The 11,932-nt window shown below is 55.1% G+C and carries 9 protein-coding genes; 6 read left to right on the forward strand and 3 right to left on the reverse strand.

Annotated elements, in window-relative coordinates; genetic code table 11:
• The first annotated feature begins 46 nt into the window (after window positions 1-46).
• Together B2790_RS05615 and B2790_RS05620 are read left to right on the forward strand one after the other, a co-directional pair.
• Entirely contained in the window at window positions 47-709 is a 663-nt protein-coding gene (locus tag B2790_RS05615) for a hypothetical protein (protein WP_226342902.1), read from the forward strand.
• A gap of 925 nt (window positions 710-1,634) precedes the next feature.
• The gene (locus tag B2790_RS05620; protein WP_012269855.1) at window positions 1,635-2,162 is read left to right on the forward strand and encodes a hypothetical protein; all 528 of its coding nucleotides are present in this window, start codon (window positions 1,635-1,637) and stop codon (window positions 2,160-2,162) included.
• 101 nt (window positions 2,163-2,263) lie between these two features.
• Here the strand turns inward: B2790_RS05620 and B2790_RS05625 are convergent, their stop codons facing one another.
• The 3 genes from B2790_RS05625 to B2790_RS05635 form a co-directional block, all read right to left on the reverse strand.
• A complete protein-coding gene (locus B2790_RS05625) occupies window positions 2,264-2,587 on the reverse strand; it encodes a hypothetical protein (protein ID WP_010951457.1) in 324 nt (107 codons plus the stop codon).
• A 117-nt stretch (window positions 2,588-2,704) separates the two neighbouring features.
• Entirely contained in the window at window positions 2,705-3,379 is a 675-nt protein-coding gene (locus tag B2790_RS05630) for a heavy metal response regulator transcription factor (RefSeq protein WP_003253420.1), read from the reverse strand.
• A gap of 488 nt (window positions 3,380-3,867) precedes the next feature.
• Window positions 3,868-5,211 carry an OprD family porin gene (locus tag B2790_RS05635; RefSeq protein ID WP_003253422.1) on the reverse strand — a complete coding sequence of 448 codons (1,344 nt, stop codon included), beginning with the start codon at window positions 5,209-5,211 and terminating at the stop codon, window positions 3,868-3,870.
• A 403-nt stretch (window positions 5,212-5,614) separates the two neighbouring features.
• Between B2790_RS05635 and B2790_RS05640 the strand changes: the two genes are divergently transcribed.
• The 4 genes from B2790_RS05640 (at window position 5,615) to B2790_RS05655 (ending at window position 11,877) form a co-directional block, all read left to right on the forward strand.
• On the forward strand, window positions 5,615-6,886 hold the full coding sequence (locus B2790_RS05640; protein ID WP_010951456.1) for a TolC family protein: 1,272 nt from the start codon (window positions 5,615-5,617) through the stop codon (window positions 6,884-6,886).
• Between the two features lie 68 nt (window positions 6,887-6,954).
• Window positions 6,955-8,205: an efflux RND transporter periplasmic adaptor subunit gene (locus B2790_RS05645; RefSeq protein ID WP_010951455.1), complete on the forward strand. Its 1,251-nt coding sequence runs from the start codon at window positions 6,955-6,957 to the stop codon at window positions 8,203-8,205.
• 24 nt (window positions 8,206-8,229) lie between these two features.
• Window positions 8,230-11,391, forward strand: a complete 3,162-nt coding sequence (locus B2790_RS05650) for a CusA/CzcA family heavy metal efflux RND transporter (protein WP_010951454.1) — start codon at window positions 8,230-8,232, stop codon at window positions 11,389-11,391.
• A gap of 162 nt (window positions 11,392-11,553) precedes the next feature.
• A complete protein-coding gene (locus B2790_RS05655; protein WP_003253432.1) occupies window positions 11,554-11,877 on the forward strand; it encodes a DUF2790 domain-containing protein in 324 nt (107 codons plus the stop codon).
• Window positions 11,878-11,932 lie beyond the last annotated feature (55 nt).

Genomic DNA, 11,932 nt, shown 5'->3' on the forward strand with positions numbered 1-11,932 from the left:
CCGAGGCATTGATGGAATGCATTTTGACGGCTGCCGAGATCAGCGAATGAAAGAAATTGCTGCGCCGATGTTCGATCTAATCGCTTTGTCGCTTCCACGAGGGTTGGGGTTTGGGGACAGCCCGCCAGTAGGGGCATGGCTTAGTGAGGACGGAATTTCTTGTGCCGCTCTAACCCGAAATATCCATTCCGGCAGCTTCGGAATTGTCACCTTGCGGCGTCGTGTCGATAGCGTGTGGGTGCTCCTCAGCCATAGTGAGCGCACCACTGGCGAGTCTGAAGCCCGCGCCTCAATCAGCCATTTTCTCTATACCCAAGCCCATCCGCTTCCACTCCCTTCAGGTGAACGACGACGTGCTCCTCTAAGCAGAATGGGTAAGCGCACACCAAGCGTGGTGTTCAAATCACTATTTGATCCAAGCCGCCGTATTGGGGCGTGGGCGCTGAATCAACTGTATCTCGCACTGCCATCCCCAGACAGAAATTGGGTTCCCGATTGCCAGACTGAGAATTTTCACACCCGCCTCTGGGAAGCCCACCTATTAGCGATTTTTCGTGAACAGGGACTCTTGGTCACCCAGCCTAAAGAATCACCCGATTTTCACATCGAGAATAGGCTGGGAGATGAGGCCTGGGTTGAAGCAGTGACAGCCAACCCGGAAGAGCGGTATGAGCATTTTGGCGCCTCGCCGGTCCCCCCCACCCGCTGACCGACATGAGCGTTTCTTAGGAGCGGCTGCAGAAAGGTTTGCGAGGACCATCCAAAACAAATTGGACAAGCGTTACGAATCCCTACCGCACGTGGAGGGTAAGCCGCTCATTCTGGCCTTAGCCGATTTCCATGCGCCCAGTTCAATGCTGTGGAGCAGGGAGTCGCTCATCAGCTATCTCTATGGCTTTGCAGTTCACTCATCTGCGCATCGTGGTACGCACCTGATAACTGTGGAGGAAGAGACATCTCTGCTATCAGGGCGCCCCAACGGCCTATTTACGCTAATGGAAAATGCCCATCTTTCAGCGGTCATTTTCACCAATGCCTGCACAGTGCCAAAGCTCAGCCGAGTGCCGATCTCAGGTGGAGCTCATCTAGACGGGTACCGATACTTGCGGTTTGGTGAGTTTTTCGACCGTTCTCCGGGAGCATCACGAGGTATCCCATTTCTGTTGGATGTAGCGTCCAGCGACTACGGTCAGCTCTGGCCGCAATATGGCTACGAGCCGTGGTCTGCTGAAGTGGAGGTATTCCATAACCCTATGGCACTATACCCGGTGCCTAATGAGTTGATACCAGAAGTCACCCACTGGAGAGAAGTAAACGGAAGAGTCGAGTGCGAATCTTTCTTTGATGTATCCATACTCCGATCCAGAACACTCGTCCTCAGTGCAAACGCTAAGGTTCCGTCACTCGATGAGTTGCTGACAGCAGCCAGTCCTCCAGAGCTCTGACGGCGGCGGGGTGGCCGCATCGTTGCCACGCAGGTAGATGAGAATTTCTCAGCAAGCTACCCAGCCAGGGGAAGGACATGAGATCCCCTGCGCAATTCAGGACCGTTGAAGCGTCACCTCTCTTCGGGTAAAAGCATGACCGTCATACAACGCTACAACAGCGTCATACCCGAGAGCATAGGAAGAAAAATGTCGATCCAAGGACTAAAACGATACTTTGGAAACAAGATTCACGCAGTGATAATGATGGCCCCGCTTAAGCGGGAAATGATACGCCTCGGCATATGCACCCTTATGGCGATTATTCTGAATATCATCTTGTATACCGGCGTTGAAGTAGACGGCACCATCAAGCCGTGGGCAGAAACCCCGATAAAACTGTTTGCATCGTCGATGTTATTCGCCTTCATGATCAAGGCTTTTCTGCCAGTTCTCGGCTGGACGATACTGAAAGCAATGCTGTTGAGTGCGAACAATGCCTTCAGCGGCATACTGAGTTTTTTGGGCAATCAGTTCACAGGCGTCATGTACTGTACCGGAATTATTATGGGTTCTATCACGATTAAATTGTATATGGTTTCCGGGGTTTTAGACTCTGAGTTTGCTTATCTGTCCGCAATCGTATTTGCTTCCGGGGTTTTATATTTCTATGTGCTGCAATGCGCCATTCAAAAAACAATGAGTCCGGCCCTGCGTACACCAGCAGTACCGCGTTAAACCACTAGGCTGTGACTATTCATCTCTGGTGCTCAGTAGGCGCTCGCTCTGCTGAACCCTCACCCATACACAACCATTAATGGACTGGCCCGCCTTCGACTTTATGAAGAAGGCGAGCGAGCACGTGACTGATTGCGCATGTATTCCGAGATGAGACTTTCGAAATTGATGTCCGCCTCCTCAACGAGAATATTGACGTGACAGTACAGCTCTTCAGGACCTCTGAGATAATTGAAAATCCTTGATCTAACGATGCCGCAAACCCCTTCTTTGACCGCCGTAGAGGGGAGGTTGATAACATCGCCAACGCACGGGATAAGAGCTAGGCCATGGTCGCTGTTGAAGACAATGTCAGCTGGACAGGCATCAATGCTGGCATCGGATTGTCCTTGCGAAACCTGCTGATAATCAATGCTATACCTCATGTACAGCCTACCTCATTTGTTGAGTGAGGAATCAGCGCCGCGGATCGTAAACAGAAACCTCAAGTTCGCAAGCGACGGGAGCATGTAGCGGATTTTCGGTACTAGAGAGCTTGGCAACTATCGTTTTTCAAGCACATACCCTACGCCCCGAAGCGTATGTATCAGTTTGGTCTCGAAAGGGTCATCTATCTTGGCTCTGAGTCTTCGAATCGACACCTCTACAACGTTTGTGTCGCAGTCAAAATTCATATCCCAAACCTGCGAAATAATTTGGGTGCGGCTCAGCACCACACCGGTATTACGCATCAGGTAATGCAGTAACGCGAATTCTTTCGTGGTCAGGTCAATGCGCTGACCGTCCCTGAATGCCCTGTGCCGGCTCTGATCAAGCTCCAGGTCAGCGACGCGAATGACCTCTACGGATGCAGGGTGATCTGACCTGCGCATCAAGGCGCGAACCCGGGCCAGCAGCTCAGGGAACTCAAATGGCTTGATCAGGTAGTCATCTGCTCCGTTCTCCAGCCCCCGGACCTTATCCGCCAGCCGGCTTCTCGCCGTCAGCATCATGATACGGGAAGGGCAGTTTTTACGACGCAACAACTCAAGGACCTGCCAACCGTCCATCTCTGGCAGATTTATATCCAGGATAATCAGCTCATATTCGTGCTGCTTAGCCAAGAATAATCCATCTGACCCGGTGTGGACGCAATCTACGACATAGCCACATTCCGTCAGACCTTGACGCACATACTCCGCAGTTTTTACTTCATCCTCAATTACCAGAATTCGCATGGGATTTTGTCTCGATATCACTGAGCAATTAACCGCGCACGCGCGCCGGCATTATTGAAAGGGATGGTAAATCAAAATGAGCGTGCCGGGGCTCAAATGACGGATTTGTAATTTCTAGGTAATACAGTTGATAGTCTGGCGGTATATCTTGTCGCGGTTTGGGTTTGACAGTTGCGGGCCCTCTCTCCAGCAGGTGATTTGACCTTATGAAGTATTGGGTTATTTTCTTCTTTGTGCTGGCTTCGTTCCGCTCAGATGACGGCGAGGTCGCTCACATTGAAGAGACTGGTCATTGGTGTAGTCATGAACTTCACCGGCATGCGATGCGTACAATCGAACGCCTACTTGAATTTTAGGCAAAAAAAGGCGCCCAATGGGCGCCAAATATCCACCTTTTACCAAAGGAGCACTTAAGCCACTCAAGGTGAATTCGTAATGCTCGTTTTACTAATAGGACCAGTTAATGAATAACTGGTCCAGTTAGCGAATTACAGAATCGAAAGCGGGTACTCAATGATCACACGGGTTTCATCCAGATCCGATTCGAATGCAGTGGCACGTGTGGTTGCCTGGCGCAACCGGAAGGACAGATCTTTTGCTGGACCGGTTTGGACAACGTATTTGACTTCGACGTCACGCTCCCAACGCTTCTGATTGTCGAGCGGGTTGCCGTTGTCATCAGTGCGCATGTAGAACTGGTTAGCGTTCGAGTAATCCGCGCCCGAGCCTCTGGCGTAGCGGGTCATGAACGTCAGGCCTGGAATGCCGTAGCTGGTGAAGTTCAGGTCATAGCGCAGCATCCAGGAACGCTCTTTCGGCGAGTTGAAGTCGCTGTACTGGATGGAGTTGTCGACGAAAATCGAGTCCGACTGACGCAGGTAGTCAAAATCGTCGTCGCCGTTGTTGCGCTGGTGCGACAGGGCTAGGGTATGGGCACCGTAACGCACGCCGACCTTGGCACTCCAGATGTTGTTGTCGAATTCACCCAGGCGCTTCTTACCTTCATCTACGGCTTTGTAGTAGTTGAAGCCACCGATCAGCGCCAGATCGTCGCTCAGCGGGTAAACCACGCTGGTGCCGGCGTAGTACTGATTCCAGACGTCTTTCAGCTGGCTGGCGTAGACGCTCACAGTCCAGTTGTCGTTGATCGAGTAGTCACCGCCACCGTAACCGATCCATGGCGAGTTGACCGGGCCGCCGTAGAACGTCACGAAGTTGTCGTTCAGGTTGCTTGAGACCGGCTGGCTCATCGCATGCAGACGACCACCCTGCAGGGTGAGGCCTTGGATGCTGGTGTTCTCAACGGTCACGCCGCGGAAGCTTTCTGGCAGCAGGCGAGAGTCGCCGGATGCAACGACCGGAGTCGATGGGAAAACATCACCTACTTTCACGATGGTATCGAACAAGCGGACTTTGGCTGCGCCGCCGACCTTGGTGTATTCGTCGCGAGCTTCGCCCTTGTTATCAACGGGTAGCACGTCGAAGGAGCTACGGCCGCCGTTGCGCCCATCACCGGTGTCGAGCTTGAGGCCGATCATGGCGAAGGCATCAACGCCAAAGCCAACGGTTCCCTGGGTAAACCCAGAGTTGAATTTGCTGATGATCGCGTGCGCCCAGGCTTCGGAGTAGCCGTTGGTGTTGCCCTTGCCACTGTTATAAGTGGGGGCAGTGCTGTCGCGGTTATCACGGTTGAAGTAGAAGTTACGGTTCAGCACTGTAAGGCTGCTGCCTTCAATGAAGCCTTCTGGCTTGTCTTCTGCCTGTGCCGAAATAGCATAGCTTCCAGACAGCGCAGAAACTGCCGCCAAATACAGTGGTACTTTGATTTTCATCCGATGCTCCTTTGATTCACGGCAGTTTTTATTATGTTTACCGGCGCGGGTGTCGTTAATTGTTCTGACCAGGCGGCGCGCCTAGCGTAGCGCGAGCTCATATTTGCAGGCCGAAGATAACGGGGGGGTGATAGGAAAATTACAATTTCGTCATCTACCTGTTGTTCGGGCCTTCGCACCGCGTGTTTGCCATCTCCGTTGCTTGTAACGAAATCATCGTGTCGGGTTTGGTTTCCCAGTATTTTCGGGCATTACAGGACATTCTTACGGAATTGTAATTTTCTAGCCACCCCTCTGATAGCTACCGCTCATTAGAGTGCCATCACCTAATCAAGTGGGGCTTGGCAGCTGTTTCGGCGTTCTCGCCAAGCTTTATCGAAGTTTGTGCACGAGGACCATCAAAGTGCCCCGGTATAACCGCAATGTCTTACCCAAGACCCCCGTCTCGCCCTGGAAGATCGCTGCACTCTGTGCAGTCATCTCTGGGTTGATGGCGCCTGCAGCCCTTGCCCAAAGCATCAGCTTGCCCCAGGCGCTTTCGACGGCCATGGATGCCAACCCAGACCTGGCCGCGGCCAGGCAAGAAATTGGGATCGCTGATGGTGCTCGCAAGCAGGCCGGGCTTATCCCCAACCCCACAATCTCGTATGACGTGGAAGACACCCGTCGTAACACCAGCCAGACGACTGTCTCTCTCAGCCAGACCCTTGAGCTGGGCGGTAAGCGGGGGGCTCGTGTTGACGTCGCCACATACGGGCAGACCGCCGCACAGCTTGAGTTAGACCGTCGCGTTAACGGCCTGCGTGCAGATGTCGTCCAAGCCTTTTACGCCGCGTTGCGGGCCCAGACAGGTCTCGACCTGGCCAAGCAATCTCTCGAACTGACTGAGCGCGGTCTTCGCATCGTCGATGGCCGTGTTCGCGCAGGTAAGTCGTCCCCAGTGGAGGCGACCCGCGCTCAAGTGCAACTGGCCGAAGCCCAGCTGCAAGTTCGACGTGCAGAAACGGAAAAAGCGACCGCTTACCAACAGCTCGCTCAAATTACCGGGAGCTCAGTCACCGTGTTTGATCGACTCGAATCGCCAACCCTCTCCCCGGGCTTGCCACCTCGCACTGAAGATCTGCTGGCTAAGCTCGACCAAACAGCAGAAATGCGTCAGGCCGTGGTGCAGATAGACAAGAGCGATGCCTCGCTCGGCTCAGAGAAAGCTCAGCGTATCCCGAACCTTACTGTCAGTGTAGGTAGCCAGTACGACCGCTCTGTGCGCGAGCGGGTCAACACTGTGGGCCTGTCTATGCCTTTGCCGCTGTTCGATCGTAACCAGGGCAACATTCTTTCCGCTTCTCGTCGTGCAGATCAGGCCCGGGACCAGCGCAATGCTGTTGAGCTGCGCCTGCGCACCGAAACCCAAACCGCGTTGAACCAATGGTCCACCGCCATGCAGGAGGTCGAGTCCTACGACAAGACCATTCTGCCTTCAGCCCAACAAGCCGTAGAGACCGCAACCCGCGGCTTCGAGATGGGCAAATTCGGTTTCATCGAAGTGCTGGATGCCCAGCGCACCTTGATCGTCGCTCGTGGCCAATACCTCGAATCGTTGGCAGCGGCGACCAATGCGCGTGCGCAGGTGGAAAGGGTTTATGGCGAAGTCGGCTCAACCGCCGGCACTCGCTGAACGGGCCAAACATTTTCTTCGGCACACAGCCTTGAACAAGCCGGTGCCTACGATCAGCAGGAGTAGCAATGGATAACAAACGCAAGATCGCCCTCGCGGTAGCCGCTGTGGCAGCCCTCGGATTTGGCAGCCTTGCCTGGAACAACAGTTCCGGACAGCAGGCCGCCAGTACTGCCGAGCATGGCGCTAACGATGGCCATGGCGACGAAAAGAAAGCCGCATCTGCCGCCAAAGAGGAAGGTGATGAGGGCCATGGTGAAGAAGGCCACAGCGAAGAGGGCGGTGAAGAAGAGGGCAAGCTGACGCTCAGCGCTGAACAGATCAAGGCCGCTGGTGTTGCCCTGGAAGCTGCAGCGCCTCGTGACCTCGGTACCGTCGTGAGCTTCCCTGGCGAAATTCGCTTCGACGAAGATCGTACTGCCCACGTGGTTCCTCGTGTTCCTGGCGTTGTTGAGGCTGTCCAGGCCAACCTGGGCGAGACGGTCAAGAAAGGGCAAGTCCTCGCGGTAATCGCCAGCCAGCAGATCTCTGACCTGCGCAGCGAACAACAGGCCGCACAGCGTCGCGTCGAACTGGCGCGTGTGACCTTCGAACGTGAGAAGCAACTGTGGCAGGACAAGATCTCTGCAGAGCAAGACTACCTCCAAGCACGCCAAGCGCTGCAAGAAGCGGAGATCTCCTTGGCCAACGCCAAGCAGAAGGTCGGCGCAATCGGTGCCTCGGTTAACTCCGTTGGCGGTAATCGTTACGAGCTCCGCGCTCCCTTCGACGCCGTGGTAGTGGAGAAACACCTGACCGTCGGCGAAGTCGTCAGCGAGGCGACCAACGCCTTCATCCTTTCCGACCTGAATCAGGTCTGGGCGACCTTCGCAGTTCCGCCGACAGATCTGGGCAAGGTCACGACTGGCCGTGCAGTGAAAGTCTCTTCGCCTGACATGAACGTCGAGGTCGAAGGGAAGGTGGGTTATGTCGGCAGCCTGCTGGGCGAGCAAAACCGTGCAGCTACTGTCCGCGTCACCTTGACCAACCCCAACGGCGCCTGGCGTCCAGGCCTGTTCGTAAACATTGCGGTCACCTCCCAGACCGATCGAGTTGCCGTAGCGGTCCCTGAGCACGCTGTGCAGACCGTTGAAGACAAACCTTCGGTATTCGTACGCACCCCAGATGGCTTTGACACCCGCCCGGTAAAACTGGGTCGCCGCGACAATGGGTACGTGGAAATCATCGACGGTATTGAAGCCGGCGCCCAGGTAGCAACCAGTGGCAGCTTCACACTCAAGTCCGAGCTCGGCAAAGCTTCTGCCGAACACGGTCACTGATGCGAACTGACAGGATGATTTCTCATGTTTGAACGTATCATCAGATTCGCCATCGAGCAGCGCATCGTAGTAATGATCGCCGTTCTGATCATGGCGGGTATCGGTATCTACAGCTATCAAAAGCTGCCCATCGATGCGGTACCCGATATCACCAACGTCCAGGTGCAGATCAACACTGCAGCGCCTGGTTACTCGCCCTTGGAAACCGAACAACGGATCACGTTTCCAGTTGAAACGGCCATGGCCGGTCTCCCGGGCCTTCAGCAGACCCGTTCCCTGTCTCGCTCTGGCCTGTCTCAGGTCACCGTGATCTTCAAGGATGGCACTGACATCTTCTTTGCCCGCCAGTTGATCAACGAGCGGCTGCAGGTTGCGAAGGAACAGCTGCCAGAAGGTGTAGAGGCCGTCATGGGTCCGGTATCTACCGGCCTCGGCGAGATCTTCCTGTGGACTGTTGAAGCCGAAGATGGCGCGGTCAAAGAGGACGGTACGCCGTACACCCCGACCGACCTGCGCGTGATCCAGGACTGGATCATCAAGCCTCAGCTGCGTAACGTCCCGGGTGTGGCCGAGATCAATACCATCGGCGGTTATGCCAAGCAGTTCCTGGTTGCGCCGGATCCAAAGCGCCTGGCTACCTACAAGCTGACACTCAATGACCTGGTCGCAGCGTTGGAAAGTAACAACGCCAACGTCGGTGCCGGCTACATCGAGCGTAATGGTGAACAGTTGCTCATCCGTGCACCGGGTCAGGTAGGCAATATCGAAGACATCGCCAACATCGTGATCACCAGTGTGGATGGTGCACCGATTCGCATCAGCAGCGTTGCTGACGTCAGCATCGGTAAAGAGCTCCGTACAGGTGCTGCTACTGAGAACGGCCGCGAAGTCGTGCTCGGTACCGTGTTCATGCTGATTGGTGAAAACAGCCGCACCGTATCTCAAGCTGTCGCCGCCAAATTGGCGGACATCAACCGCACCCTGCCAAAGGGCGTGGTGGCTGTGACTGTTTACGACCGTACCAACCTGGTTGAAAAAGCCATCGCGACGGTGAAGAAGAACCTGGTGGAAGGCGCGATCCTGGTTATCGCCATTCTGTTCCTGTTCCTCGGCAACATCCGTGCGGCTCTGATCACCGCGATGGTGATTCCGCTGTCCATGCTGTTCACCTTCACAGGCATGTTCAACAACAAGGTCAGTGCCAACTTAATGAGTTTGGGGGCACTCGACTTCGGCATCATCGTCGACGGTGCCGTGGTTATTGTAGAAAACGCGATCCGTCGACTGGCTCATGCGCAACATAAGCATGGCCGCATGCTCACCAAAACCGAACGCTTCCACGAGGTCTTTGCCGCGGCGCGAGAAGCTCGCCGGCCGCTGATCTTCGGTCAGCTGATCATCATGGTGGTGTACCTGCCGATCTTCGCCCTCACCGGCGTCGAAGGCAAAATGTTCCACCCGATGGCCTTCACCGTTGTGATGGCGCTGCTGGGTGCAATGGTCCTGTCCGTTACCTTTGTTCCTGCAGCTATTGCCATGTTCGTCACTGGCAAGGTGAAGGAAGAGGAAGGCGTGGTCATGCGCACAGCTCGACTGCGCTATGAACCGGTTCTGCAATGGGTGCTGGGACATCGGAACATCGCTTTCTCGGCCGCAGTAGCCTTGGTCGTGCTCAGTGGTTTGCTGGCAAGTCGTATGGGTAGCGAGTTCATCCCAAGCCTCAGTGAGGGTGACTTTGCGATGCAGGCCATGCGTGTGCCTGGAACGAGCCTCACTCAATCTGTCGAGATGCAGCAGCGTCTGGAGAAAGCGGTGATTGCGCAGGTGCCTGAAGTTGAGCGGATGTTCGCACGCTCGGGTACCGCAGAAATTGCATCTGACCCGATGCCGCCGAACGCCTCTGACGCCTACATCATGCTCAAGCCTCAGGATCAGTGGCCTAACCCGAAGAAGCCTCGTGATGAGCTGATTGCTGAAGTGCAGAAGGCCGCAGCGGGTGTTCCAGGAAGCAACTACGAGTTGTCGCAGCCAATCCAACTGCGTTTCAACGAGCTGATTTCGGGCGTGCGTAGTGACGTCGCTGTGAAAGTCTTCGGCGATGACATGGACGTGCTCAACAACACCGCCAACAAGATCGCGGCAGCGCTCAAAGCGGTCCCGGGCTCATCGGAAGTGAAAGTTGAGCAGACATCCGGCCTGCCGGTGCTGACCATCAACATTGACCGCGAAAAAGCAGCACGCTACGGCCTGAACATCGCGGATGTTCAGAACTCGATCGCTATCGCCGTGGGTGGCCGTCAGGCCGGCACGCTGTATGAGGGCGACCGTCGGTTCGACATGGTAGTACGCCTACCAGAGACCGTTCGCACCGACGTAGCGGGTATGTCCAGCTTGCTGATCCCGGTACCTGCCAATGCGGCACAGGGTGCCAATCAGATCGGCTTCATCCCGCTGTCCCAGGTCGCCAATCTGGACCTGCAACTGGGCCCGAACCAAATCAGCCGCGAGAACGGCAAACGTCTGGTTATCGTCAGCGCCAACGTTCGAGGCCGCGATCTGGGGTCCTTCGTTGAGGAGGCGACCGCATCGCTGGACAAGAAGGTGCAAATCCCTGCGGGCTACTGGACGACTTGGGGGGGCCAGTTCGAGCAGCTGCAGTCGGCTGCCAAACGCCTGCAGATCGTTGTTCCAGTCGCCTTGCTGCTGGTCATGACCTTGTTGTTCCTGATGTTCAACAACCTGAAGGACGGCATGCTGGTCTTCACCGGTATTCCATTCGCACTCACCGGTGGTGTTGTGGCGTTGTGGCTGCGGGACATCCCACTGTCGATCTCGGCAGGTGTCGGCTTCATTGCACTGTCCGGCGTTGCAGTACTGAACGGCCTGGTGATGATTGCCTTCATCCGCGGGCTAAGGGAGGAGGGACGAACGCTCAGACAGGCAGTCGATGAAGGTGCATTGACCCGTCTGCGACCTGTTCTGATGACAGCCTTGGTAGCGTCCCTGGGCTTCATCCCGATGGCTTTGGCCACCGGCACCGGTGCCGAAGTTCAGCGGCCATTGGCGACGGTGGTGATTGGCGGGATCCTGTCCTCCACCGCACTGACCTTGCTGGTACTGCCTGCCCTGTATCACTGGGCACACCGCAAGGATGAAGACGGCGACGAGGCCGAAGTGGTTAGCTAACAGCCTCCGCTAAAGAGAAGCCCACAACACGTGTTGTGGGCTTTTTTGTTTAAAGTGAAGTAGATGCACTTACCTTTCAAAATTGTAAGTTTCTCGTCATGCCGGTGATGCCTATGCATTGCTAAGGTTACGCCCGAGAAGTTTTGAAATTGAGAGGGTTTTATGAAAAAGCTAATTATCGCTGCTGCACTTGTTGTTTTCTCGGTGGCTTCGCAGGCCAACACTTTCTCCGAGAGCAAGCAGCTTCAATACACCAAGGAACACCAGACCGCAGTGGCCAAGTACGCGGAGAAAAATGGCAAGCCAATGCCAGAGATTCAGGATTACAAATATGGCATGAAGATAGACGTTGCGAAATTCGTACGTCAGTCGCAGGACCCCCGTACCTGCCAGGTCTATCCACGGTTGATGACCTTCGAGGACTCCCAGGGCACGCTCAAGACTGTTCGTTACTCGATGTATTCGCAATGCATCAACAACAAGTAGTAAACGATTTGAACAGAACAATTAGAGAATTCATAAATGCCAGGCAGTGCCTGGC

This window comes from Pseudomonas sp. UBA6753, from assembly GCF_002453565.1.
GTDB lineage: Bacteria > Pseudomonadota > Gammaproteobacteria > Pseudomonadales > Pseudomonadaceae > Aquipseudomonas > Aquipseudomonas putida_Z.

What these genes read in the sequence shown, in the direction of transcription:
- B2790_RS05615 (WP_226342902.1), top strand. Translation starts at nt 47, where the DNA reads ATGAAAGAAATTGCTGCGCCGATGTTCGATCTAATCGCTTTGTCGCTT.
- B2790_RS05620 (WP_012269855.1), top strand. Translation starts at nt 1,635, where the DNA reads ATGTCGATCCAAGGACTAAAACGATACTTTGGAAACAAGATTCACGCA.
- B2790_RS05625 (WP_010951457.1), bottom strand. Translation starts at nt 2,587, where the DNA reads ATGAGGTATAGCATTGATTATCAGCAGGTTTCGCAAGGACAATCCGAT.
- B2790_RS05630 (WP_003253420.1), bottom strand. Translation starts at nt 3,379, where the DNA reads ATGCGAATTCTGGTAATTGAGGATGAAGTAAAAACTGCGGAGTATGTG.
- B2790_RS05635 (WP_003253422.1), bottom strand. Translation starts at nt 5,211, where the DNA reads ATGAAAATCAAAGTACCACTGTATTTGGCGGCAGTTTCTGCGCTGTCT.
- B2790_RS05645 (WP_010951455.1), top strand. Translation starts at nt 6,955, where the DNA reads ATGGATAACAAACGCAAGATCGCCCTCGCGGTAGCCGCTGTGGCAGCC.
- B2790_RS05650 (WP_010951454.1), top strand. Translation starts at nt 8,230, where the DNA reads ATGTTTGAACGTATCATCAGATTCGCCATCGAGCAGCGCATCGTAGTA.
- B2790_RS05655 (WP_003253432.1), top strand. Translation starts at nt 11,554, where the DNA reads ATGAAAAAGCTAATTATCGCTGCTGCACTTGTTGTTTTCTCGGTGGCT.